General features: G+C 74.9%; 17 protein-coding genes. 8 read left to right on the top strand and 9 right to left on the bottom strand.

Annotated features, from left to right (window positions below; genetic code table 11):
• Window positions 1-105: 105 nt before the first annotated feature.
• Both ACIQF6_RS10515 and murJ read left to right on the top strand, forming a co-directional pair.
• Window positions 106-915 (top strand): phosphatase PAP2 family protein, encoded by an 810-nt coding sequence (locus ACIQF6_RS10515; protein ID WP_400892682.1) that lies wholly within the window; start codon window positions 106-108, stop codon window positions 913-915.
• A 317-nt stretch (window positions 916-1,232) separates the two neighbouring features.
• Window positions 1,233-3,269 (top strand): murein biosynthesis integral membrane protein MurJ, encoded by a 2,037-nt coding sequence (murJ, locus tag ACIQF6_RS10510; protein WP_400892680.1) that lies wholly within the window; start codon window positions 1,233-1,235, stop codon window positions 3,267-3,269.
• 438 nt (window positions 3,270-3,707) lie between these two features.
• Here the strand turns inward: murJ and ACIQF6_RS10505 are convergent, their stop codons facing one another.
• Window positions 3,708-4,718 (bottom strand): LuxR C-terminal-related transcriptional regulator, encoded by a 1,011-nt coding sequence (locus ACIQF6_RS10505; RefSeq protein WP_400892678.1) that lies wholly within the window; start codon window positions 4,716-4,718, stop codon window positions 3,708-3,710.
• Window positions 4,719-4,993: 275 nt separating this feature from the next.
• Here ACIQF6_RS10505 and ACIQF6_RS10500 point away from each other — a divergent pair, with 275 nt between their 5' ends.
• From ACIQF6_RS10500 to ACIQF6_RS10490, 3 genes are all read left to right on the top strand, one after another.
• Window positions 4,994-5,326, top strand: coding sequence for a hypothetical protein (locus ACIQF6_RS10500; protein ID WP_400892676.1), 333 nt, complete (start codon window positions 4,994-4,996; stop codon window positions 5,324-5,326).
• Window positions 5,327-5,605: 279 nt separating this feature from the next.
• Window positions 5,606-5,866, top strand: coding sequence for a hypothetical protein (locus tag ACIQF6_RS10495; protein ID WP_400892674.1), 261 nt, complete (start codon window positions 5,606-5,608; stop codon window positions 5,864-5,866).
• A 34-nt stretch (window positions 5,867-5,900) separates the two neighbouring features.
• Window positions 5,901-6,593 (top strand): response regulator transcription factor, encoded by a 693-nt coding sequence (locus tag ACIQF6_RS10490; RefSeq protein WP_400892672.1) that lies wholly within the window; start codon window positions 5,901-5,903, stop codon window positions 6,591-6,593.
• A gap of 74 nt (window positions 6,594-6,667) precedes the next feature.
• Here ACIQF6_RS10490 and ACIQF6_RS10485 read toward each other — a convergent pair whose 3' ends face one another.
• The 8 genes from ACIQF6_RS10485 to ACIQF6_RS10450 all read right to left on the bottom strand — a co-directional run bounded on the left by ACIQF6_RS10485 (window position 6,668) and on the right by ACIQF6_RS10450 (window position 20,615).
• Complete coding sequence (locus tag ACIQF6_RS10485) at window positions 6,668-8,185, bottom strand: SagB family peptide dehydrogenase (RefSeq protein WP_400892670.1); 1,518 nt, start codon at window positions 8,183-8,185, stop codon at window positions 6,668-6,670.
• A 53-nt stretch (window positions 8,186-8,238) separates the two neighbouring features.
• Window positions 8,239-10,500, bottom strand: coding sequence for a TOMM precursor leader peptide-binding protein (locus ACIQF6_RS10480; RefSeq protein WP_400892668.1), 2,262 nt, complete (start codon window positions 10,498-10,500; stop codon window positions 8,239-8,241).
• A gap of 29 nt (window positions 10,501-10,529) precedes the next feature.
• Window positions 10,530-13,775, bottom strand: a complete 3,246-nt coding sequence (gene lanM / locus ACIQF6_RS10475; RefSeq protein ID WP_400892666.1) for a type 2 lanthipeptide synthetase LanM — start codon at window positions 13,773-13,775, stop codon at window positions 10,530-10,532.
• A 1-nt stretch (window position 13,776) separates the two neighbouring features.
• Complete coding sequence (locus tag ACIQF6_RS10470) at window positions 13,777-16,026, bottom strand: ATP-binding cassette domain-containing protein (protein ID WP_400892664.1); 2,250 nt, start codon at window positions 16,024-16,026, stop codon at window positions 13,777-13,779.
• A complete protein-coding gene (locus ACIQF6_RS10465) occupies window positions 16,023-18,341 on the bottom strand; it encodes an ATP-binding cassette domain-containing protein (RefSeq protein ID WP_400892661.1) in 2,319 nt (772 codons plus the stop codon). The genes ACIQF6_RS10470 and ACIQF6_RS10465 overlap by 4 nt, the downstream gene beginning before the upstream one ends.
• Entirely contained in the window at window positions 18,338-19,135 is a 798-nt protein-coding gene (locus ACIQF6_RS10460) for an HlyD family efflux transporter periplasmic adaptor subunit (protein ID WP_400892658.1), read from the bottom strand. Before ACIQF6_RS10460 ends, ACIQF6_RS10465 begins: the two co-directional genes overlap by 4 nt.
• Entirely contained in the window at window positions 19,132-20,370 is a 1,239-nt protein-coding gene (locus ACIQF6_RS10455) for a cytochrome P450 (RefSeq protein ID WP_400892656.1), read from the bottom strand. The genes ACIQF6_RS10460 and ACIQF6_RS10455 overlap by 4 nt, the downstream gene beginning before the upstream one ends.
• 98 nt (window positions 20,371-20,468) lie before the next feature.
• Window positions 20,469-20,615, bottom strand: a complete 147-nt coding sequence (locus ACIQF6_RS10450) for a hypothetical protein (protein ID WP_400892653.1) — start codon at window positions 20,613-20,615, stop codon at window positions 20,469-20,471.
• 275 nt (window positions 20,616-20,890) lie between these two features.
• Between ACIQF6_RS10450 and ACIQF6_RS10445 the strand changes: the two genes are divergently transcribed.
• From ACIQF6_RS10445 to ACIQF6_RS10435, 3 genes are all read left to right on the top strand, one after another.
• Window positions 20,891-21,877, top strand: coding sequence for an ABC transporter ATP-binding protein (locus ACIQF6_RS10445; RefSeq protein WP_400892650.1), 987 nt, complete (start codon window positions 20,891-20,893; stop codon window positions 21,875-21,877).
• The gene (locus tag ACIQF6_RS10440; protein WP_400892648.1) at window positions 21,874-22,683 is read left to right on the top strand and encodes an ABC transporter permease; all 810 of its coding nucleotides are present in this window, start codon (window positions 21,874-21,876) and stop codon (window positions 22,681-22,683) included. Before ACIQF6_RS10445 ends, ACIQF6_RS10440 begins: the two co-directional genes overlap by 4 nt.
• Before the next feature lie 195 nt (window positions 22,684-22,878).
• Window positions 22,879-23,619 (top strand): isocitrate lyase/phosphoenolpyruvate mutase family protein, encoded by a 741-nt coding sequence (locus tag ACIQF6_RS10435; protein WP_400892645.1) that lies wholly within the window; start codon window positions 22,879-22,881, stop codon window positions 23,617-23,619.
• Window positions 23,620-23,700: the final 81 nt, after the last annotated feature.

Genomic DNA, 23,700 nt, shown 5'->3' with positions numbered 1-23,700 from the left:
CGCCACCGAACCGGCGCGGGACCTTCGCGACACATCCGCACAACCGATGCCGAATCGCTATCGCCGGACAGCCGGTTGACCCGCGCCGCGGGGAAGGTTTCTGTCATGCACCAGCCCAACGATGGTTCATCGGCGGCCGGCCGCGGCAGCCGCCGCTCTCCGGTTCAACGCCGGACCCTGCTCGGTTGTGCCTGGATCGGACTGACGGGCCTGCTGCTCTTCACGGTGCTGCTGGTCCTGGTGAAAGCCGACTGGTCCCCGCTGGCCCGGCTGGACCACGGCTGGGCGGCGGCACTGCACCGGTACGCGCTGCGGCACCCGGTGTGGACGGCCGCCATGCAGACGCTGGCCGACCTGGGCGCGCCGTGGACCATGCGCGCCCTGCTCGGCGCCGCCGCGCTCTGGCTGTGGTGCGTGCGCACCCGGGTGCTGGCCGGCTGGGTGCTCGCGGCCGGCCTGCTGGGCTGGGCGGCGAGCACGGCCGGCCGGGCGCTGATCGGCCGCCCCCGGCCGCACTTCGTCGACCCGGTCGCGGCGGGCTCCGGCGCGGGCTTCCCGTCCGGGCACGCGATCGCCTCCGCCGTGACCTGCGGGGCGCTGCTGGTGCTGCTCCGGCCGCGCGCGGACCGGGCGGTGCGGGCGGTGGCGGGCACCGGCGCGGCGCTCACCGTGCTGGCGGTCGGCTGGACCAGGCTCGCGCTGGGCGTGCACTACCCCAGCGACGTGCTGGCCGGCTGGGCTGCGGCGGCCGTGGTGCTGGCCGTCACGACGCTGGCGGTGGAACTCTGGCTGCCGGGCGGACTCGCCCGGGACGTCCGCCGACTGCACCGGCGGCTGCGATCCCGGGTGCAACGGGTGCTGGCCGCGCCGCTGCCCGCCGAACCGGCCGCGGAGCACGACCCGAGCCGTTCCTGACGGTTCGTGAGCAACGTCACACTCCGCATCCGCCCGCTCCGGGGGAGGGAACGGACGTGGGCGGCATTCCGCATGTTTCCGGGCGGAAACGACGCCCGGCGGCCGACCCGCCACCACTCCCGGATGCCCACCGCAACGGGCCGGGCAGGCCCTCGAACGGCACCCGACTCCCCATCGGGTGCCGAGTTGCGGCAGACTTCTGCGGCTGGGTGCACCCTGCAACCGGCAGGCGCCGGACGGAAACCAGGTCGTTCCCCGCGCTTTTCCCGAACTTTTCCCGCGCAGCGCCGGACGGGTACCGATCGACGGGGGGTCCGATGACCATGCACACCGCGGACGGCCCGACCGACCCGTACGATCCGTACGCCCAGCAGCGCGGGCCCTACCCGCAGCAGGGCGGCCCGTACGTCCCGCAGGACCCGCCGACCATGCAGCTCGGCCGGATTCCCGACTTCGACCAGTACAGCCAGGCCGGCTACCCGCCGCCCCCGCCGCAGGCCCCGGTGCCGGCGCCGCGGGCGAGCGAGGAGCAGGAGGACCCGAAGCCCGCCGCCGAGAAGCCCGCCGCGTCCACCGGCCGCAACGGCCTGATCATGGCGCTGGGCTCGCTGGCGTCCCGCGCGCTGGGCTTCGTGCGCAGCGCGGTGATCGTGGCGGCGCTGGCCACCGGCCCGGCCGGCGACGCGTTCACCGTGGCGAACTCGCTGCCGAACATCGTCTACATGATGCTGCTCGGCGGTGTGCTGGCCTCGGTGTTCGTGCCGGAGCTGGTGCACGCGATGCAGACCCACAAGGACGGCGGCCAGGCGTACACCGACCGGCTGCTGACCCTGTGCGGCGTGATCCTGGTGGTGCTGACGGTCGGCGCGTGGCTGTTCGCCCCGCAGATCGTCGACTTCTACGCGCCCAAGTTCAGCGGTGTGCAGCGCGACCTGGCGATCACCTTCGCCCGGTACTGCCTGCCGCAGATCCTCTTCTACGGCGTGTTCACCCTGCTCGGACAGGTGCTGAACGCCCGTGACCGGTTCGGCGCGATGATGTGGACGCCGGTCCTGAACAACGTGGTGGCGATCGGCGTGTTCGGCGGCTACCTGGCGATGGGGCACCACGCCTACCGGGCCGAGGAGGTGAGCAGCGGCGACGCGCTGCTGCTGGGCCTCGGCTCGACGCTGGGCATCGTGGTGCAGGCCGCCGCGCTGCTGCCCTCGCTGCGCAAGGCCGGCTTCACCTACCGCCCGCGCTTCGACTGGCGCGGCGCAGGCCTCACCCGGCCGCTGCGCGCGGCGGGCTGGGCGCTGGCCCTGGTGGCGGCCACCCAGCTGTCCTTCGCGGTGATCACCAACCTGAGCACCGGCGCGGGCGACGCGGCGCACGACGCCGGCATCCCGGGCGGACGCGGTTTCAGCGCCTACAACAACGCCTACGCGCTGTTCGTGGTCCCGCAGGGCGTGATCACGGTGTCGCTGGTGACGGCGCTGCTGCCGAGCATGGCGCGGTCCGCGACGGCGGGCGACTACCGCAAGATCGGCGAAGACCTGTCGGCGGTGCTGCGCTCCTCGGCGGCGATGGTGGTCACCGCGGCCGTGCTGTTCTTCGCGCTGGGCTCGCAGATCGCGATGGCCGCGTACGGCTACGGCACCGGCAAGACCGTGCACGACGACGCCATGGTGGTGGGCCAGCTGCTGATGGCCTTCGCGATCGGCCTGCCCGCGTTCTGCGCCCAGTACGGCCTGGCCCGCGGCTTCTACGCGATGGGCGACGCCAGGACGCCGTTCTGGCTGACCCTCGTCAGCACGGGTACGAACGCGGCGCTGTGCTGGGTGGCGTACGAGGTGCTGCCGCTCCAGAACAAGGTGATCGGCATGGCGGTGGCACACACCGCAGCCGCCACCCTGTCGGTGGTGGTGACCGGCGTCGCGCTGGGCCGCCGCCTGGCGAAGGGCGCTCCCCCGGCCGCCGTGCCCGCCCCGGAACCGAGCACGGACCTGGACTCGACGATGGTGCTGCGCACCGACGCCTTCGCCCCGGGCGCGAACGCCACCGTCGACCTGGGCGTGCGGCGCGGACGGCGCGGCAGCGGGCTGGAGGGCTTCCGGCTGGTGACCCTGCACCTGGGCCTGATCGTGGCGTGCCTCCCGGGCGCGTTCGCCGCCCGCTGGCTGGCCGGCCAGTTCGGCGCAGGGCTGTTCGCCAGCATGGCGGGCCTGGCCGCGGGCGCCCTGGCAGTGCTGGTCTCGCTGTTCGTCCTGGCCCGCCCCCTGGGCGTGGGCGCATCCGTGGCACCGTTCGCCCGCAAGCTGCGAATCCCGTACCCGACCCCGACCCCGGCCGGCGGGGGCAAGCACCGGCGATAACGGACGTCGACCGGGGCAGGCACCTGCGGCGGCCCAAGGCGGGCATCGGCCGGTGACATGCGCGTCGGGCCGGGCAAGCACCGGCGGTGGCGGACGGCTGCGGCCCGGGACGAGCACCGACCGGGGCAGCCGTCAGGCCTGGGCAAGCGCCGGTGGAAGCACGCGGCAAGCAGGGGCAGGCACCTGCGGCAGCGAACGACGGCGAGCCGAGACAGGCACAGCACGCACCAGGCCCACGCAAGCGCCGGCGGTGGCCCATGTCGGGTCGAGGCAAGCACCTGCGGCAGCGAACGACGGCCCGGGGCAGGCACTGGCCAGCGACACGCGCGTCGGGCCGGGCAAGCGCCGGCGGTGGCCCGCGTCGGGCCGGGGCAAGCACCAACAGCAGCCCGCCGTCAGGCCTGGCAAGCGCCTGCGGCGGCCGCCGGCGGGTAGCGGTCAGGCGGGGGCGTCCTCGGCGGCGCCGAGCCAGCCGAGGGCGGCTACCTGGATGCCGGCCTGGAAGCGGCTGCGGGCGTCCATGCGGACCATCAGGTCGGCCATCATGCGGCGGACGGTGCGGAGGGAGACGCCGAGGCGTTGGCCGGCGCGTTCGTCGGTGAGGCCTTCGGCGAGCAGGCGCAGCAGTTCGCGTTCCTGGCCGGTGAGGCCGTGCGGGTCGCGGCGGTCGGGCTCGCCGAGCGGGCGGGCGTGGTCCCAGACCTGGTCGAACAGGGCGCGGAGGGCGGCGACCACGCCGGGGCTCTGGAGCAGGACGGCGCCTTTGCGGGGGTCCTCGGGGTCCATCGGGACGATGGCGGTGGCGTTGTCGACCACGATCATGCGCAGCGGCAGGGTGGGCGCGGTGCGGACGGCGCCGCCGAGGCCGTGCAGCCAGCGGGCGTACTGGACGGTGGTGGGGTCGTTGCGGACGCTGTCCTGGTAGACGGTGCGCATCCGGACGCCGCGTTCCAGGGTCTCCTGGTCGAGGGCGCGGCTGGCCTCCATGACCTGGGCGGGCTGCGGGCCGCCGGGGGCGAAGGAGAGCACTTCGGCGGTGGCGTCGGAAGCGAGCTGGATCAGCCGGTCGCGGACCTGGTCGAGGCTGGCGAGCATTTCGATGCCGCGCTGTTCGCCGGGGGCGTGCAGGCTGGCGTATTCGGCGATCAGTCCGGCCATCGCGGCGCGGCTGCGTTCCATCTCGCGCTGGCGGCGGGCGGCCTCGGCCTCCTGGTGGGCGAGGAGGGCGGCCAGGCCGCGTTCCGGGTTGACGGCGCGCCAGCGGGTACCGCAGCTGGTGGGGCGGGTGAGGGCGAGGTCGGCGAGGCGGTCGAGGGCGGCGCAGACCTCCGTCTCGGTGCTGTCGAGGTGGGCGGCGAGGCCGCCGGTGTCGAGGTCGGGGTGCAGCAGCATCGCCCGGTAGACGGCTTCGCCGAAGGCGTCGAGCCCGATCGGGCCGCCGGCCGTCAACGGTCGGTCTTCCGCATGTCCTGCCCGGTGCCGTTCCGCGTCGCTCTGTTCATGTCGGCCTCCATGGCGCCGGTTCACGGCGCTGCCCCCGGGTAGCGTGCTGATCGGGCGTCAGGTGTTCGAGCCCGCTCAGGTATTGAACTGACTTGCGGAGATTCTGTCTGACAGGTGGGCGAACAGTGAAGGCCCCCGGACAACTGTCATTTTCGTGCCAGGCGGATATCTGTCACCCGTGACCCGGTCCGGTGGGGGCCGCGGTTTGTCACGCTGGGGGGGTGTACGCGATCCGCCTGGAGCTGGTTCCGCCGCGCCCCCTGCCGAGTGGGCCGGAGGTGGAGGCCGGGGCCGGTCCGGTGCGGCAGGCCCTGATGCGGCTGTCGTTGGACGGGGCCCGGGTGTGCCACGCCCGGGTGCTGTTCGGGGCGGACGGGCTGGCGGCGGTGTGTTTCCTGGCGGCTCCTTCGCTGCTGGCCGCGGAGTTGGCGCTGCGGGCGGGCACGGGCGCGCTGGTGGAGCCGGGCGGGCCGCTGGCGGGCTGGGCGGTGGTGCGGTGCGAGGCCGATCCGTGGATCGCGCTCGGCATGCTGGCGGCCCGGGCCCGGAGTTGACCGGCCCGCACCCTCATTTGGCAGGCCCATGACCGGAGTTGGCGCCCCGTCGACCGGGTGGCCGTTCGGTGTCACGGCACTCTGGTGCCAGCTCCGGGTGCTGACGCGGGGGTGCCGCCCGGGCCACTCTTGGTGATGTCAGCAGGACGGCGGTGCGAGACCGCGGGAGCAGCCCCCGACGGGGGCCGCGGATCGGACCGGCCACCTGACGGCAGTTCAACACCACACTCCCCGGCGGCAGCCCGGGGATCGGCGAACGCGAGAGGATCGGGCACTCCCATGACGCTGAACATCCGTTTTGTCACGATTGCCGCTCTGGGTGCGATGCTGGTGGGTGGCGTCGCCACCGCCGCCGAACTGGCCGGGCCGAGCCGGCCGGGCGCGGTGGTCACGGCGGACGGCGCCGTGGTCGGCGGGCCGCAGCAGGGCGGCGACACGTCGTCGCAGGCGATCGTGGTGGGCCCGACCCCGACCCCGGCCCCGTCCGGCAGCCCGACCTCGACCGAGCCGCCGCACTCGGACACCTGGGGCTGGGGCTGACCGGGCCGGGCCGCAGAGCCGGGGAGGCGTCCGGATGACCACCGCACTGGAACGCCCGCTGGTGCAGCGGGCCCTGCCCCATCAGTTCCCGCTCGCCGCGGCAGCGACGGCGAGCCCGACCCGGGTGCTGTTGGCCGATCGGCACCACCTGTTCCGTTCGGGTCTGGGGGCGTTGCTGGACCGGGAGGAGGACCTCGCGGTGGTCGCCGAAGCGGTCGGCGGCGAGGAGGCCGTGGCGGCGGCGGCCGGGGTGCGCCCGGCGGTCGCGGTGCTCGGCCTGGATCCGGAGCAGCCGGATCCGACGGCCGCCGCGCGGCGCCTGCAGCATGCCGCACCGAACGCCGCGGTGCTGCTGCTGGTGCCGGCCCTGCCGCGCACGGCGCAGGACCGGCGGACGCTGGTGGAGGGCGCGGCCGGGGTGCTGTTGAAGGACGTGCAGGCGCCGGCGCTGATCGCGGCGGTGCGCGAACTGGCCCGCGGCGGCCGGGTGTACGACCCGCGGCTGGTGCTGGAGGCGGTCCGCACCGGGCAGGCGGGGCCGCTCAGCCGCCGGGAGCTGGCGGTGCTGGGCGAGATCGCCGAGGGCAGCACGGTGCAGGAGGCCGCGACGGCGCTGTCGCTGTCGCCCGGGACGGTGCGCAACTACGTGTCGGCGGCGATCGCCAAGACCGGGGCGCGCAACCGGTGCGACGCGATCCGGATCGCCCGCGAGTGCGGCTGGCTGTAGGACCGAACGACACCGAGACACGCCGACGACCCGTCAGATTCCCGCTGACGGGTCGCAGGCGTGCGTCCGGCCGTTCAGAAGCTCCCGCCGAGGCCCTCCCCGGCCCGGGCGGCGTCCACCACGTCGGCGAAGCCGTGCGCGGTGCGCGGCAGGCCGCTGGGGCGGCTGCCGATCAGGAACTCGCCGACGGAGGATTCGGCGGCCCAGTCGAGGCCGAGGGCGCGGGCGGCGGCGTCGGTGTCGCCGGAGCCGAGGCCGCAGGGGGCCAGACCCATCGCGGTGGCCACCAGGTAGAGGGTCTGGTAGAGCACGCCGACGTGCTTGAGGGTCAGCGCGTAGGCGATCTGGCTGTACTTCCAGGACAGTCGGCCGAACCGGGTGGTGACGGTGAGCAGCACCTGCGGTTCGACGCTCTGGGCGGTGGCCCGCCAGGCGGAGGTGATCAGTTCGGCGAACGCGTTCTCCTCGGCGGGGTTCTGGAACGGGCGCGGGCGCAGCCGGTGCGCGGCTGCGTCGTAGCGGTAGACGCCGGGCTCCAGGCCGACGCACCTCACCACCGAGAGGTAGACCTCCAGTTCGCCGGTGGCGCCGCCGGCCGGGTAGGGGCGGTCGACGCCGTCGTAGCTGTGCGGGTCGGCGGGGTCGCCGGGGATGATCCGGCGGACCCGGGCCACCCGGTAGAGCAGTTCGGCGAGTTGGTCGAGCGTCACCGGGGTCTCGGCGTAGAGGCGGACCGAGCGGCGGCCCTCCAGCACCTCGCTGAGCGCGGGGTCGCGGGCGAGCACGGTCTCCCAGTCGGGGACCGGCAGGTCGATGCCGGGGCCCTCCTCGCGGGTGCCGGGGCCGGAGACCGCGGGCAGTTGCGGGATGTCCTGGTGGGAGAAGACGCCGCCGCTCGGGTAGTCGTGCCGGCCGGGTCGGCTGCGGGCGTGGAACAGCAGGTCGTGGAAGTCCCACAGCGGGGCCTCGGCGCCCTGTCCGGCGTCCAGGAAGCCGCCGCCGGCCAGCAGTCCGGCCAGGGCCTCGCCCTCGCCGGCGGACATTCCGGCGAGCAGCGCGGCGTCCTGGGCGGTGCGGGCGGTGCCGAGCGCCGTCACGAACGCGCCGGCGGCGGCCCGGTGCAGGACCAGCCGGAACGGCGCCATCGGCGATTCGAGCACGCAGGACTCGCCGTGGCCGTCCGGCAGCCGGCGCAGGTAGGCGAACCGGGAGAGCACCAACTGCCCAGTGGGGCGGGCGAATCCGGGCAGGTCGGCGGAGCGGGCGATGGGGACGGCGGTGGCCAGCGGGTCGCCGAGCGGGTCGGTGACGGTGGTGGTGACCAGGTACGGGAAGCGTTCGAGCAGTTTGAGCAGCCGGACCTGGTCGAGGGCCAGTTCGTCCAGGTCGGCGTCGGTGCGGGTGAGTTCGGCGAGGGCGGCGACGGTGCGTTCGCCGAGGGCGTGGACGCGCTGGCGGCCCCACGGATGGGCGAGTTCGACGTCGGCTCCCTGGGCGGTGACGTCGACCTCGGGGCGCAGCCGGAGCAGGCGGCGGAGCGGGCGGTGGCCCCCGGTGGCGGGGGCGGGTGGCAGGTGTTCGATGACGGTCATGGGTACCTCCCCGGGTGGGCGGGGCAGCCGGGCCCGGCTGCCCCGCGCTTCGGTCAGATGAACATCGGGATCGGGTTGAGCGCGCTCTCCGGGGTCGGGGTGTCCAGCCAGCCGAGCCGGACGGGGACGTCGTAGAGCCGGCCCGGCGCGAAGCGGGCCCAGAAGTGCCGCATGCCGGGGACGATCACCCGGGCGACGGGCAGGCCGACGTCGGGGCGGGTCTGGTCGGCGACCAGGAACTCCATGCCGTGGTCCTCGACGATGCGCTGGACCAGCGCCAGGTCGTCGGCGAGGTCGGCGCCGGCCAGCGGGAGCCAGCTGGCGAGGGTGGAGTGCGGGGCCTTCGGGTCGGGCAGCAGGTAGGGCTGGTTGGCCACGGTGGCGGTGGTCCACCAGGCCTTCTGGTCGCGGTCGGCGCCCGCGTAGGTGACCCGGCCGTGCTCGTCGCCGGCGACGGGGCCGAGGAACTGGTTCATCTCGGTGAGCGCCCTGGTGAGCGCGATGTGCGGGTCGAGGTGAGCGCCGAACGCGATCAGCACGTCCTCGTTGGTGCCGGCCCCGGCGTCGGTCCGCCGGGAGAACGCGCCGATCACCGGGATGCCGAAGTCGGCGGTCAGGTCGAGCGCCCAGATCTCCCGGCGCAGGCCGCGGTAGATCTCGCGCAGCTGGTCGATGTACGGGTCGCCGAAGGAGTCCAGGTCGACGCCGGGGCGCTGCACGCGGTTGTACCACCACAGCGCCACCGCGTCGCGTTCGACGAGTTCCAGGAAGCCCTGCAGTGCGGCGTCCTCGAAGGAGGTGCCGGCGGCGCAGCCGTTGGAGTCGCCGGTGGCGTAGAACCGGCCGTGGTGCCGGTAGCCGTAGTACATCGCCTGGGTGGGCAGCCAGCGGTGGCGCTGCTCGGTCAGCGACCAGGCCGGGGACCACTCGATCGGGTCGTCGGTGCGGAACGGCTCGGGGACGACGTTGAAGGTCGACCGCTTGGCGTTCCAGTGGTCCCGTTCGGCGTACTGCTTCGCCGAGTACAGCAGGGTGCGCCCGGGGTGGATCGCGGCGTCGCCGAGCTCGGCGAAGGTGGCCAGGCGGCGGGCCTCGTCGCCCTGGAAGACGCCGGAGAACCGCTCCATGGCCTCGCCGAGCGCGGACGCCCGGGCCTGCGCGTCGGTGCGTCCCTTGCCGCAGCTGTTCGACCGCAGGCCGCTGCGCAGTTGCCGGAGGCTGCCGGCCTGCCGGGACAGGTTCTGCCCGGAGATGTACACCCGCAGGCCGGCCGGGGTGCTGCCGGCGGGGACCAGGGTGGTGACCACGCCGGTGATCGGGCTGAGCTGGGGGCGGTACTTCTCCAGCATGTCCTCGGGCGAGGCGGAGCGGTGCCCGCCGTCCTCGGTGAACGCCTTCGGACGGGACTCGAAGCGGACGGCCTCCAGCTGACGGCGCGTCACGGTGGCGTCGTCGCCGCAGGCGGCGCACTGCGGGCGGCGGACCAGGGTGTGCTTCTCGCTCTCCAGCAGCACGGTGTCCAGGGTGGTGACGGCGGGCTGCGCCGGGCGGACGCCGGCCAGCCACTTGGCGGTCTCCAGGGCGGCGAGCTGGGTGCCGAGGGCCAGCGTGGCGGGCAGGTGGGCGCCGGCGGTGGAGATCGGCTCGTCCTGGCCGAGGCGGTGCTGGAGGTAGCTGAGCGACTGCCGGTTGGCGGACAGCCGGTGCGCCAGGCACTCCCAGCAGCCCGAGCCGTCGACCCCGGGCACGTCCGGGCTGAACACCGGGCCGACCCAGACGATCGAGCCGACCGGGCGGGCCAGCAGCCAGGGGCGGCCCTCGGCGAGCGCCCGCCGGTTGCGTTCGGCGAGGCCGGGGTGCAGGTAGTCCTCGGTGAGGGCGACGGTGAACTCGGCGTCCTGGTCGACCGTCACGCCGGCGGCGGTCAGCGCGGCCAGGAACGGCGCGGCGTCCAGCTCGCCGTGGACCTCGATGCGCACCCGGGCGCTGCGCAGCGCGGCCGCCGCGGTGTCGCCGTCCTGCCCGGCCATCTCGAAGAAGGCCGCGCCGTGGCGGTCGGTGTCCGGGTCGGCGGCGGTGAGCCAGCCGCCCGCCAGCAGCTTGCCGACGCCCGCGTCGACCTTGTCGGCGGGCACGACGCCGTCGAGGGCGGCGCCGATCTGTTCGGTGGTGCGGGTGCCGTCCAGCAGCGGGGCGAGGACCTGGGCGAGCTTGCCGTCGACCACCGAGACACCGCGCTCGGAGACCAGGTAGACGGCCTCGCCGTCGACCACGTACGGGGTGAACTGGCGCTTGAAGCTGATGAGTTCGGACATGGCGGGGACTCCTCGAAGCGGTGGCGCGGTCAGCGCAGGGTGGCGAGCGGGGCGGCGGAGGCGTCGTGCAGGCGCAGCAGCAGCAGGCCGACGGCGACGGTGCCGTCCAGCGCGCCGAGGTTGACGGTGTCGTCGATGACCCGGTCGGGGAACCAGGTGCCGTGCAGGCGGTGCCGGGTGATCAGTTCGCGGACCATCGGCGCGGCGGCTTCCCGGCCGTCGTAGAACGGGCCGGGCAGCAGTGCCTCGGTGTCCTCCGGCAGGGTGTGGACCAGGCCGGCCTCGGCGGCGGTGAGCGCCTCGGTGGCGGCGGACAGCAGGGCCCGGCCGGAGAGCGCGGCCAGTGCGGGGCCGGTGACGGGCGGGGCGAGCGCGCCCAGGTCGGCGCCGTCCACGGCGTCCGCGCCGAGCGAGACGGCGGTGTCCAGGCAGGCGAGCCGGCCGGCCCGGGTGTCGGTGGCGAAGCGGTGGGCGCGCAGCCGGGCGCGGACGGCCTCGGGGTCGGCGAGCAGCGTCGGGGCCTCGGCGACGGTGCGGGCGAGCGCGGCGGCGATCGAGTCGACGCCGCCCGGGACGAGCCCCCGGAAGTCGAACGCGGGGGTCTCGTCGCCGAGCCGGTCGAGCGCCCGGGCGGCCAGGGCGCGGATCGCCCGGTCGGTGTCGGCGTGGCCGGCTCCGGCGGCGCGGCGCAGCCGCAGCAGGTTGAGCAGCAGGCCGGCGGCGCCGATCGGCACGTCGGCGGGCGCGGCCGTCCGCGGGCGGCCGGGCCGGTCGGAGACGGACTCGGCGACCTTGAGCGCGCCGGGGACCAGGGCCTGCGCGGCGGTCAGGAACGCGGGCTCGCCGAGCAGCAGGCCGCCGCGGGCCAGGCCGTGGATGATCGCGCCGGGTCCGGCGAAGCCGCCGGGGACGGGCGATCCGGCGGCCAGCCGGGGGTCGGAGGCGAACACGAAGGCCCGCGGCTGCTCGGGGTCGATCACCTCGGCGGCCTCGGACAGCAGCAGGTGGGCGGCCCGGTGGAAGCGCGGTTCGCCGGTGGCGGACCAGAGCTCGGCGAACAGCAGGGCGATGCCGAGGGTGCCGGACACCAGGTCGGGGGCGATCGCCTCGATCTGCCGCAGGCGGGTGCCCGGGTACCAGCTCTGGCCGAGCCAGCCGCTGGGCCGCCGGTCGGCGAGGATCCGGTCGCCGAGCGCGGTGGCCTCCGCCAGCAGTTCGCCCGGGGTGGGCGGTTCGGCGGCGGGCAGCAGGCGGGCGGGCGCGGCGGGGGCCTGTTCGGTGCCGGCCCGGGCGGCGTCCACGCAGCCGGAGAGCACGGCGACGTGCGTGTCCAGGTCGAAGCCGTCGAGTTCGGCGACCCGCTGCTGCAGGCGCTTCCAGCCGGTGGAGCGGAAGTGCCCGGGGATCTCCCGGCCGTCGGCGGTGAACACCGAGGAGGAGGTGGTCAGCGAGCGGAAGAACGGGATGTCGAAGGAGCGGAAGGAGTCGAGTTCGGCGAGCACCACCTCCAGCAGGTCGCCGCGGGCGGCGTCCCCGGCCCGGGCGGTGACGACGCCGCGCAGCGCGCCGGCGATCACGGTCTCCCGGGTCGCGCCGTCGTCCAGGGCGAGCGGGCTGGTGGAGGCCCGCAGGATCTTGTAGCCGTCCCAGGTGTGGCGCCAGATGTAGCGCACCCAGACGCCCCGGAAGCCGCTCAACGGCCCTTCCGGGTCCGCGAGTTCACCGCGCAGGCGGTACAGGGCGGCGTGCATCTCGCGGTAGCCGTCGATCACCTCGGCGGTGTACTGCCACGGGTCGGCGGGCTGCCCGTCGTGCACCGGGCGGTACGGGGGCAGCGGCAGGACGGGAACGCCGGGGGCGGTCTCCAGGCCGCCGACCCGGGACAGGCAGCCGACGTCGAGGGCCTCGGTGCGCCCGGCGGGCGTCCAGGACTGGAAGGCCATCGCGGTGCGCACCACGGTGGTCTCCAGCTCGTCGAGCAGGTCGTGCTGGGCGGCCGTCAGCACCGGCGGGGCCTGCACCCGCGGGTACAGCAGGCACTCCAGGTCGACCAGCACCGGGTGCTCGCCGTCCGCGATCAGGTTGTCCGCCCACAGGTCGCGGCCCTCCAGCAGTTGGACCAGGCGGATCGTCATGCCGAGGCGGCGGTAGAACCGGGCGAAGCCCTCGCGGTCGGCGCACGGACGGGACGGGACCAGTTCCTCCCAGCCGTAGTCGCCGGAGCAGTCGGTGGTCAGCGAGGCCGCGTGGCCGTCGTCGCCCCGGTCGGAGCGGACCAGCACGGTGCGCACCGGAAGGTCCAGCGACAGTTCGGAGTTGAGGCGCTCGACCAGGCCGAGGAAGGCGGTGGCGTGCCGCATGTCCTTGGGCTTGTAGACCACGCCCGCGCCGTGCTCGAAGTGCAGCAGCGCCACCGAGCGGCCCTGGGCGTGCCGGTCGCCCGCGTCGCCGCGCACCGCGGTCAGCGAGCCCGGTTCGGCGCCCTGCCACATCCGCGCGACCAGTTCGCCGCGGTCGGCGGCGAGCCGGGCGAACATCTCGGTGTACATCTCCTGCCACTGCCGGCAAACCGTGCCGACCAGGTACGCGAGGGCGGGCAGCCGTTCCAGGCGGGCCAGCCAGCCGGCGGCGGAGGCGTCCAGGCCGCCCTGGGCGTCCCAGTCGGTGGCGCGGGGGCGGCCGGTGGCGAGCTGGAACTCGTGGCAGAACGTCAGGTGGCCGACCTCGGTGAGCCGCACGGTCAGGGTCTTCGCCAGGTCGGCGCGGGCCGTGTCGGCGACCGGGACGCCGAGGATGCCGCCCGGCCCGGTGGGCAGCAGGGCATCGGCGGCGGCCGCGAAGCCGGCGGTCAACGCGCCCGGCCCGGTGGCGGGTTCGGCCGGCTGGGCGCGCAGGAAGGCGGCCAGCGCGTACGCCCAGGCCGGCAGCTTCGCCGGGTCGGCGAGGCGGACCCGGCGCAGGCCCTCGCCGAGCGGACGGCCGGTCTCGGCGAGGTGCTCCAGCAGCACGCCGGCGGCGCCCTGGTCGCCGGCCGCCCGGCTCAGCCAGGTCTCGACGGCGGCGGCGCGGCTGCGGCGGTCCTCGGTCGGGTCGGGGGTGAACAGCGCCTGTCCGTCGTCGCGGGCGGCGGCGCGTTCGTCGAAGCTCGCGGCGGCGGCGATCACCGCCCGCAACCGGGCGTCGGCGCCGGGGAGTTCGGGCAGCAGCGCGGCAGTCTGCCGGTCGGGGCCCGGACTTCCGGCGGTGCGGAGCCAGGTCTGCATCTCGAGCGACATCTCACATCTCCTGGAAACGGGCGAGGCGGGTGAACAGCGGGTCGGTGCCGAGGAGTTCGCGGTAGGTGCCCTCGGCGGACACCCGACCCCCGTCCAGCACGTAGATCCGGTCGGCGGTGCGGATGGTGCTCAGTCGGTGGGCGATCACCAGGCGGGTGCGGTCGAGTCCGGCGACGGCGTCGGCGACCCGCTGCTGGGTGGTGTTGTCGAGCGCCGAGGTGGCCTCGTCGAGCAGCAGCACGGCGGGGTCGCGGACCAGCGCGCGGGCCAGCAGCAGGCGTTGCACCTGGCCGCCGGAGAAGCCCTGCGAGTCCTCGCCGACCCTGGTCCCGAGGCCCATCGGGAGGGCTCTCAACTCGTCGGCGATCCCGGCGAGTTCGGCGGCGTGCCAGATCCGTTCCGGGTCGATGTCGGGGTCGGCGCCGGCCAGGTTGTCCAGCAGCGTGCCGCGCAGCATCCGGCCGTGCTGGAGCACCGAGCCGAGCTGTCGGCGCACCAACCGGGCGTCCAGCGCGGCGAGTTCGCGGCCGTCGTAGCGGACCGCCCCGGACTCGGGCCGCTCGAAGCCGAGCAGCAGCCGGATCAGGGTGGACTTGCCCGCCCCGGACGGGCCGACCACGGCGACGAACTCGCCGGGCTCGGCGCGCAGCGACACCGCGTCCAGTGCGGGCAGGGCACTGCCGGGGTAGCGGAAGGTCACCTCGTCCAGTGCGAGTCGGCCCTTCAGGCGGCCCGGGTCGGCGAGCTGCCCGGACCGCTGGGCCTGCGCGCCGGCCGGCTCGGCGAGGATCGGCCGCAGCCGCTCCAGCACCGGGGCGATGCCGTACGCGCTGGTCGCCGCGTGGGTGACCTGGCCGAGCGCCAGCGCGACCTGGCCGATCGCCACACCCGACGCCATCAGGTGCCCGGCCGTGACGCCCGGGCCGAACGTCGCCCCCGCCAGCAGCACCGCCAGCAGCATCGGCTGCAGGGCGGTGGTCAGTGCGCCGGCGAGCGCGTCGGAGCGCATCGCGGCGGCGTCCGCGTGCTTCTGCCCGGCGAACGGGGTCGCCCAGCGGGCGAACGCCTGGATCTCCCGGCCCGCGGTCTGGATCTTGTCGATGCCCAACAGCAGCCCGTACAGCACCCCTTGGAGCCGGCCGTGGGCCTCGAACACCTTCGCCTCGTGCTCCTGGCGGCGACGGCCGAGCAGCAGCAGCACGGCCGTCACCGCCAGCACGGCGAGCAGCAGCAGCCCGCCGAGCCGCCAGTCCACCAGCAGCAGCACCGTCAGGCCGGTGACGGCGAACACCGCGCCCAGCACGGCGCCCACCAGCCCCTCCGAGAGCACCTGTCGGGCCTGCGCCACCGCGTTCGCCCGGTGCACCAGGTCACCCGTGGTGAAGTCGCGGAAGAACCGCGCGTCCTGGGCCAGCAGCCGGTCCCAGACGGCGGGTTCGAGCGCGTTCTGCACCCGGCTGGTGAGCCGGACGGCCGCGGTGTTGCGGACCAGCGTGAGCAGCCAGGACGCCGCCACCGCGGAGCCCAGCAGCACGGCCAGCCAGCGCACCGGGTGCCGATCGGCCAGCAGCAGGCCGGGCAGCAGCACTCCGGTGGACAGCGGGACGAGCAGGCCGAGCAGCGCCGAGACCAGCCCCGCCACGCCCAGCGCCGCCAGGTCCCGGCGGGCGCCGGGGACGGCGAGCGCGAAGCGCAGCAGGGCTCCCGGGGTCGGGCGCCCCGGTGGCAACGGCGGGTACAGCAGCAGCGCCTGGCGGCTCAACTCCGAACGGACTCCGCGCCGTTCGGAGGCCGGGTCCAGGCGGCGGTGCCGTCCGGCCCGGGGAATCAGGGCGATCGGCCGGCCGTCCTCGGCGGCGAACGCCACCATCGGCCCGGCCGTGCCGGTCTCGTCCCCGTCCGGGAGGGTGACGGGACGCCAGCGCACCCCGGCCCGGCGCAGCAGCGCGGTGACCGGATCGGCGGCGTCCCGCACCTCGGCGGGGATCTCCTCGGGAACGTCCACCCCCAGGGCCCGCAGCACCTCCCGCGCCCGGTCCGCGCGGTGGCGCGGCGCGAACGGCGAGCTGTCGCCGGGGCGCGGGTCGGTGTGCGGACGGCTGGTGACGGTTGCTCCCAGTGCGGCCAACGCGTCCGCGAGCGCGGTCCGGTTGGCAGCCGCGGTGGCGTCGACCCGGGTCGCCGGGTCGCGCTCGGTGTCCGCCGCGACAGTCTCTGCGCCGCCCCGGTGGGCGGCGGTCATCGTGCTCATGCCTGCTCCTCCGTTCGGGCGGGAAGGTCGGTGGTCCTGCGGTCCTCGTGCTCGCGCAGCAACTCCCGGTACGGGCCGTCCTGTTCGGCGAGTTCGGCGGGCGGTCCCTGCTGGACGATGCGGCCCGCGGCGATCACCACGACGCGGTCGGCGGCCTGGATGGTGGAGAGCCGGTGGGCGAGCACCAGGCAGCTGACGCCGCGTCGGCGCAGGTGCCCGTTGACGGCGGCCTCGGTGTGCGCGTCGAGTGCGCTGGTCGCCTCGTCGAGCACCACCAGGGCCGGGTCGAGGGCCAACGCGCGGGCCAGTTCCAGGCGTTGGCGTTCGCCGCCGGACCAGTTGCGGGCGTCCTCGTCGATGGCCGCGTCCAGCCCGCCGCGGCGGCGGACGAGTTCGACGGCCTCGGCGTCGGCGAGGGCCCGGTGCAGGGCGTCCTCGTCGGCGGCCGGGTCCCAGAGCGTCAGGTTCTCCCGGACGGTGCCTTCGAACAATCTCAACTGCTGCTCCACGTAGGCGACCTGACCGGTGACGACGCCCCGGTGCCAGTCGTCGCGGGGCCGCCCGTCGAGCAGCACCTCGCCCTTCCAGGGGCGCAGCACGCCCGCCGCCAGCCGGGCCAGCGTGGACTTGCCGCTGCCGGAGGCGCCGACCACGGCGACCCACTCGCCGGGGGCGATCCGCAGCGAGATGCCGGAGAGCGCCGGCGGCCGGTTCGGGTCGTAGCCGAACTCCAGGTCGCGGAGCTCCAGTTCGCCGCGCAGCCGGACGGGTTCGGCGGGCGCTTCGAGCACCGGCGCGAGGTACGGGTCGACCTCGCTGGTCGCGATGTCCTCCAGCAGCGCGTTCTGCGCCCGGGCGATGGTGAACTCGGATCCGGTGCCGACCAGTTGGGAGACCGGCAGGAGGAAGCCGTTGAGCAGCAGCAGGAACGCCACCAGGGTGCCGAAGGAGAGCGAGCCGGCCAGCAGCAGCACCGTGCCGGCGACCACCGCGACGGCGGCGGCGGCCGAGTTGAGCGCGCCGGGCAGCGAGAGCGGCACCAGCACGGCGTCGGAGACCCGCTGGCCGGTGTGCACGACCCGGGCCTGCCAGCCCGCCCAGGCACGGAACAGCGCGTCCTCCGCGCCCTCCGCCTTGACCGTCTCGATCGCCGACACCCCGGCGAACGCCACCCCGTCCCGCTTGTGCCCCTCGGCGTGCAGCCGGTGGACCATGCCGCCGCGCCGCCGGTCGGCGGAGCGCAGCGCGAGCACGTCCAGCACCGCGACGGCGAGCGGGATCACGGCGAGCTTCGGCGCCAGCCAGACCAGCGCGGTCAGGTGCACGGCGGCGGTGGTCAGCGAGGACACCGCCCCCGCGACGCGGTAGGACAGCAGGTTCGACAGGCCGTCGTTGAGCTGCACCCGGGTCACCAGTCCGCCGAGCTGCCGCCGGTGGAAGAACGCGCCGGGCAGCCGCAGCATCCGCCACAGGAACGCGGCGGACGAGCGGGCGGCCATCGCCTCCAGCACCCGGTTGACCATCACCGCCCGCAGCCAGTTCCCGGCCAGCACCAGCCCCGCGACGGTCAGGCCCGCCACGGTCAGCGGCATCGCCCAGGCGTCCGCACCGGCGTTGACCACGGCGGCCAGGTAGGTGCGCAGCAGGAACGCGCCCGCCACGCCCGGCACCGTCATCAGCATGCCGACCAGCACCGCGACCAGCAGCGGCCAGGCGTACGGCCGCATCCGGGCGGCCAGCGCCCGCAGCAGCGGGAAGCGCCGGCCGCCGCGTTCGAAGTCCGGGCCGGGCTCGAAGCCGACGGCGATGCCCGCGAAGGAGTCCCAGAACTGCGCCGGGGTGGCCGAATAGGAGCCCAGCGAAGGGTCGTTGACGTACACCCGGCCGCGCTTGACGCCCTCGAACACCGCGAAGTGCGGGCCGGTGACCAGCACCAGCGACGGCACCGGCACCTCGCCGAGCCCCGCCAGCCGATCGTCCCCGCGCACCACCCGGCGCCCACGGGTCACCAGGCCGTACCGCCCGGCCGCACGCGCCACCGCGGCCACGCTCGCACCGTCCCGGCTCACCCCGCAGGCCCGCGACGCCTCGTGCAGCGTCACCCGGCGCCCGAACGCGCCCAGCACCACCGCCAGGCACGCGGCCCCGCAGTCCTGCTCCTCCATCTGCGGCACGACGGGCGTGCGGAGGTACGTGCGCCGCTTGGCCTTCGGCCGCTTCGGCGGGTTCCCGGCCGCGCGCGCCGGGCCGCCGCCGGAGGTGTCGCGCTCCGCCGCGGCGGGCGGCTCCACGGTCCTGACCGCGGTCGGCTTCATCGCTTGGCCTCCTTCCCGAGCACGGCCTGGTACGGGTGGCGGCTGCCGAGGTCGACCTGCACGTCCAGCGCCAGCGGTCCGGTCACCGGGACGTTCTGCGGCAGGCGGGCGTACGCCACCCAGACGGGGGCGGAGCCTGCGGGCAGGCCGGGGACGGCGACGGGCAGGGTGCCGTCGAGGGTGTCGGCGCGGACCGGCAGCGGGTCGATCCGGTCGACGACCGCGCGCACCGCTCCCCCGCCGAGCACCGGCACCAGCACCGGCAGGCCCGGGGCGAGCTTCGCGGCGTCCTTCGGGTTGTCGATCAGCAGCCTGACGGTGGCCGGCGCGTCGGCCGGGTCGAGGGCCAGGACCGGTGCGCCGGGCGCGAGTTGGGCGCCGGGCGTGGTCAGCAGGGCGCTGACCGTGCCGGTGGCGGGAGCCGTCAGGTCGGTGGTGCCGTCCGGGCCGGCGAGCTGCGCCAGCACCTGGCCGGCCGTCACCGGCTGTCCGGGGCGGACCCGGAACGCCAGCAGGCTGCCGGGGTGCTCGGCGAAGACCCGCACCGGCGCGGTCCCGTGCGCGACGACGGCGTGCACCGTCATGGTGTTCGGGAGCGTGCCCCACACCGCCCAGCCCGTACCGGCGCCGACGGCCAGCACCAGCGCGACGCCGGCCAGCCACAGCCGCGCAGTGACCAGCCGCACCGGATGGTCGAGCCCGGACTCCAGCGTGGCGGCGGCCTGCACGGCGGCCCGGGCGGCCTGCGAGCGCTCCGCGGCCCCGGTGTCCCGGGGTTCCGTCACCGTGCTCATGCCGCCACCCCCTGCGCGTGCTCCCGCGGCGGGCAGGCCACCGGCAGCTCGCGGATGCCGCCGAAGGCGAACTGCTCGTGGCGGCGGGCGGTGGCGTCGGTCAGCGTGGTGCTCAACTCCCGGGTCGGGCCGGCCTCCGCGAGTCCGCGCAGGACGGCCGCGCCGGCGATCCCGGAGAGCGGGGCGCCGAGGCAGTGGTGCGGGCCGTGGCCGAACGCGAGGTGCTGGCGCTCGGCACGGTCGGGGTCGAAGCGGTCGGGGTCGGTGAAGCGCCGCGGGTCGCGGTTGGCGGCGGCGTACAGCAGCACGGCGACCCGGCCGGCCGGGATCACCTCGTCGCCGACGGCGATCTCCCGGGTCAGCGCCCGGGCACTGGCCCGGACGGGGCTGCCGAGGCGCTGGGCCTCGTCGAACACGGCGGCGGCCAGGGCGGGTTCGGTGCGGACGCGGGCCGCCAGGCCGGGGGTGCGGATCAACTCCCAGGCGGCGACGGCCAGTCCGGCGGTGAGCGTCTCCAGGCCGTTGGCCAGCAGCATCACCACGAAGGCGAGGAGTTCCTCGGCGTCGAGCCGGCCCTCGTCGCGGGCGACGGTCAGCCGGGAGATCAGGTCGTCACCGGGCCGGTCGGCCCGGGACGCGCACAACTCCTCGACGTAGCTGCGGAACTCGGCGAACTCGGCGTCCAGCTCGGCGGCCTCCGGGCCCTTCCCGAACGGGTCGAGGAAGGAGCGGGTGACCAGACCGGCCCAGCCGGTGATCCGGTCCTGCTCGCTGTCGGGGATGTCCAGGATCGCGCAGGAGACCGCCACCGGCAGCGGCACGGCGAGGTCGGCGACCAGGTCGAAGGAGCCGCCGGCGATCAGCGGGGCGAGCAGCCGGGCGGCGGTGGTCTCGATCCGCTCGCGCATCTGCTCCAGCCGGCGGTGGCTGAACGCGGTGGTGGCGAGCCGCTTGAGCCGGGTGTGGTCGGCGCCGTCGCGCATCGGCAGCATCCGGTCGACCACCTTGAGCAGGGCGGTGTTGCCCGCCCGGGGCAGTCCGACGGAGGTCGGGTCGACGTGGGTGCCGGGGTTCATCAGGACGGTGACGACCTCCTGGTGTCCGGAGACCACGTACAGCGGGCCGAGGTCCAGGACCGGCGCCTCGGCCAGCAGCCTGCGGTAGAGCGCGGGTGGGTCCTGCTGAGCGGTGGGCTGCTGAATGAACCGCATCAGCTCGTTCCGGAGGCTGTCCATGCCCGGCTCTCCTTCAATCCGACGGTGGGGCAAGGGGGTGGGGACGGTGGGTGCGGGGGTGGGCCGCCGGAACGGACCACCCCCGCACAGGTCCCGAATTACTCGGTCTCGAGCGCCACCGAGCTGAAGCAGGACACCGGGCAGGCCATGCACATCAGCGAGGAGGCGCCACCACCGCTGACGGTGTCCAGCTCCTCGACCTCGATGTCGAACTGCTCGTCCTTCTCGATCTCGTTCTGCGCCATGGGAATCTCCCTCGGTTTCGCGGCGCCGGCCCGCTTCTCGGGACGGCCGCCTCGGTCGACTTCTTTTCCGCCTTTCGCTTTCCCGGTTCTGCTTTCCTCCGGTTCCGCTCCCGGCGATGTCTCAACTATGGCCGGGCGCCGAAAATCTGTGCAGTAGGAGATGTCAGATTCGGGGGAAGGTAAATGTCACCGCTCCACATGACTTTTTGCACATACTCTGACCTGCGACAATGAGCTACTTGCCGACACGCGCGCGCACCCGTCACGCTGCATTCATGACACCTCTTTCCGAGAATTCCCCGGCCGTGGAGGTAATGGATCTGCGGCGCAGTTACGGCGACTACGAGGCGGTGCGCGGCATCTCCTTCACCATCGCCCGCGGCGAACTCTTCGCCCTGCTCGGCACCAACGGCGCGGGCAAGACCACCACCCTGGAGGTGCTGGAGGGCTACCACCCGCCGACCTCCGGCACGGTCCGGGTGTTCGGCCTGGACCCGTTCACGGCCGGTGCCCGGGTGCGCCGGCGGACCGGCACGATGCTCCAGGAGGGCGGGTTCTTCAAGGAGCTGACGGTCAAGGAGACGGTCGACTGCTGGCGCACCTTCACCAGCCGGGCCCGGCCCACGGCCGAGGTGCTGGCCCGGGTGGCGCTGGAGCCGAAGGCCGGCACCCGGGTCGGCCAACTGTCCGGCGGCGAGCGCCGCCGGCTGGACCTGGCGCTGGCGGTGCTGAACGACCCGGAACTGCTGTTCCTGGACGAGCCCACCACCGGCATGGACCCGGAGGCCCGCCGCACCACCTGGCGGCTGGTCGAGGAGCTCCGGGCCGGCGGCACCACGGTGGTGCTGACCACCCACTACCTGGAGGAGGCCCAGCAGTTGGCCGACCGGGTGGCCATCATGGACGGCGGCCGGATCGCCGCCACGGGCACCGTCGACGAGGTGCTGTCCGACCGCGGCGACCTGATCACCCTGCCGCTGCCGCCCGGCCGCCCGCTCTCCGCCCTCCCCGAACTGACCGGCGCCGCGCCCTCGCTGACGAACGGCCGGGCGGTGTACCGGGTCCCCCGCTCGGCGCCGGCGCTGGCCGCACTGCACGCCTGGTCGGCCGCCCAGGGCGTCGAGCTGGACGGCCTGGAGGTGCGCTCCGGCTCGCTGGAGGACCTCTTCCTCGACCTCGCCGCCGCCACCCCTGCCCGCACCTCCGTCTCCGCCACCATCTCCGCCTCCGCCTCCGCCTCCGTCGAGGGAGCGTCCCGATGAGCTGGTTCACGTACGCCAAGGGCCAGTTCGGCCTCTCCTGGAAGGTGTTCTGGCGCAACCGGCGCTCCACCTTCATCGGGTTCCTGCTGCCGGTGCTGCTCAACCTGGTGATCGCCGCACCGCTGCGCGACAAGCGGATCGGCGGGGTGAACGCCGCCGGATACGTGGCGGTCGGGCTGCTCGGGCTGGCCCTGGTCACCTCGTTCGTCAACCTGCTGAGCAGCGTGGTGGCGCGCCGCGAGGAGCTGGTGCTCAAGCGGCTGCGCGGCACCGAGTGCCCGCCGAGCGCCGTCCTCGCCGGGCAGTTGGGCGCGGGCGCGGTGGTGGTGCTGATCCAGGCACTGGTGCTGGGCGGCATCGCGGTGGGCTGGTTCGGCGCGCCGCTGCCGGCCGACCCGGCGCTGCTGCTGCTCACCCTGCTCGCCGGCTACCTGCTGTTCTCGGTGCTGGCGGTGGCCCTGTCCGGACTCACCCCGACCACCGAGACCGCGCCGCTGGTCGCCACCCCCGTGCTGGTGCTCTGCATGTTCGGCGCGGGCGTCTTCACCCCGGTCTCCGCACTGCCCGGCTGGCTGCACGGCCCTGCGGGGGCGCTCCCCCTGACACCGGTGGTCCGCGGGCTGCGCACCGCCTGGTTCGGCCGCGAGTTCGGCGCGGAGAGCTGGTCAGGCGGCCCGCTCCCCGAGCTGGACCTGCTGCACGGCTGGTCGTCCGCCGCCCCGTCCCTGCTGCTGCTGACGGCCTGGCTGGCCGCCTCCTTCGCCCTCTCCCGCCGCCTGCTGCGCTGGGAGCCGCGCCGCGGCTGAGCCCGCCTTCGGCCGGCCCGGCCCGCCCCGAACCGCCCGGCCGGCGAACCGCCGCACACCTCCCGGCCGGGAGCGGAGCCACCGGCCGTCAATGATCGGTCGTCACCTCCCCTCGGCATAGGCTCCACTCCACCGACTCCTTCGAGCCGAGACGCACCCCGAACACCGAATCGACGAGGAAGAGGAGACCGCCCCATGGCCACCACCATGACCGCCCGGGAGTTCCTGGCCCTGCACGATCGCACCGAGCCCGCGGATCCGCTGGTCCTCCCCAACGTCTGGGACGCGATCAGCGCCCGGGCGTTCGCCGACGCCGGCTTCACCGCGCTGGCGACCTCCAGTTCGGCGGTCGCCGCCGCCCTCGGCCACCACGACGGCGAGGACACCCCCGCCGACGAGATGTTCGCCGCGGTCAAGCGGATCGCCCGCTCGGTCGACGTCCCGGTGACCGCCGACATCGAGGCCGGCTACGGCCTGGCCCCGGCCGAGATCGTCGAACGCCTGCTGGACGCCGGAGTGGTCGGCTGCAACCTGGAGGACTCCACCGCCGCCACCCGACAGCTCAAGGACCCGGACCAGCACGCCGATTGGCTCGCCCAGGTACGCGCCGCGGCCGGCGACCGCCTGGTGCTGAACGCCCGGGTCGACACCTTCCTGTTCGGCGACCGCTCCGTGGAGTCCACCGTCAAGCGCGCCGCCCTGTACATCGACGCCGGCGTGGACGTGATCTACCCCATCCTCGCCCCCGAGCACCTGCTCCCCGAACTCGCCGCGAGCATCCCCCGCCCGCTGAATGCCCTCTGCCTGCTCGACACCACCGCCCCCGCCCACCTCGGCACCCTCGGCGCCTCCCGCGTCACCTACGGCGGCACCCTCCAACAACGCTCCGCCGCCGACCTCACCGCCCTCGCCCAGCGCCTCGCCCCGCCCCGCTGACCCCCGCCGCACACCGGACAGAGCGCCGACGGCCCTCGTCCCCGGCACCGCAACACTCGTCAACCGGCGGCCCAACACCGA

It is taken from the genome of Kitasatospora sp. NPDC092948 (genome assembly GCF_044754805.1).
Classification (GTDB): Bacteria; Actinomycetota; Actinomycetes; order Streptomycetales; family Streptomycetaceae; genus Kitasatospora.
Note: the sequence above shows the minus strand (reverse complement) of the source record. Positions and strands in the feature narration are given on the sequence as shown.

What these genes read in the sequence shown, in the direction of transcription:
- ACIQF6_RS10515 (WP_400892682.1), top strand. Translation starts at nt 106, where the DNA reads ATGCACCAGCCCAACGATGGTTCATCGGCGGCCGGCCGCGGCAGCCGC.
- murJ (WP_400892680.1), top strand. Translation starts at nt 1,233, where the DNA reads ATGACCATGCACACCGCGGACGGCCCGACCGACCCGTACGATCCGTAC.
- ACIQF6_RS10495 (WP_400892674.1), top strand. Translation starts at nt 5,606, where the DNA reads ATGACGCTGAACATCCGTTTTGTCACGATTGCCGCTCTGGGTGCGATG.
- ACIQF6_RS10490 (WP_400892672.1), top strand. Translation starts at nt 5,901, where the DNA reads ATGACCACCGCACTGGAACGCCCGCTGGTGCAGCGGGCCCTGCCCCAT.
- ACIQF6_RS10485 (WP_400892670.1), bottom strand. Translation starts at nt 8,185, where the DNA reads ATGACCGTCATCGAACACCTGCCACCCGCCCCCGCCACCGGGGGCCAC.
- ACIQF6_RS10480 (WP_400892668.1), bottom strand. Translation starts at nt 10,500, where the DNA reads ATGTCCGAACTCATCAGCTTCAAGCGCCAGTTCACCCCGTACGTGGTC.
- lanM (WP_400892666.1), bottom strand. Translation starts at nt 13,775, where the DNA reads ATGTCGCTCGAGATGCAGACCTGGCTCCGCACCGCCGGAAGTCCGGGC.
- ACIQF6_RS10470 (WP_400892664.1), bottom strand. Translation starts at nt 16,026, where the DNA reads ATGAGCACGATGACCGCCGCCCACCGGGGCGGCGCAGAGACTGTCGCG.
- ACIQF6_RS10465 (WP_400892661.1), bottom strand. Translation starts at nt 18,341, where the DNA reads ATGAAGCCGACCGCGGTCAGGACCGTGGAGCCGCCCGCCGCGGCGGAG.
- ACIQF6_RS10460 (WP_400892658.1), bottom strand. Translation starts at nt 19,135, where the DNA reads ATGAGCACGGTGACGGAACCCCGGGACACCGGGGCCGCGGAGCGCTCG.
- ACIQF6_RS10455 (WP_400892656.1), bottom strand. Translation starts at nt 20,370, where the DNA reads ATGGACAGCCTCCGGAACGAGCTGATGCGGTTCATTCAGCAGCCCACC.
- ACIQF6_RS10450 (WP_400892653.1), bottom strand. Translation starts at nt 20,615, where the DNA reads ATGGCGCAGAACGAGATCGAGAAGGACGAGCAGTTCGACATCGAGGTC.
- ACIQF6_RS10445 (WP_400892650.1), top strand. Translation starts at nt 20,891, where the DNA reads ATGACACCTCTTTCCGAGAATTCCCCGGCCGTGGAGGTAATGGATCTG.
- ACIQF6_RS10440 (WP_400892648.1), top strand. Translation starts at nt 21,874, where the DNA reads ATGAGCTGGTTCACGTACGCCAAGGGCCAGTTCGGCCTCTCCTGGAAG.
- ACIQF6_RS10435 (WP_400892645.1), top strand. Translation starts at nt 22,879, where the DNA reads ATGGCCACCACCATGACCGCCCGGGAGTTCCTGGCCCTGCACGATCGC.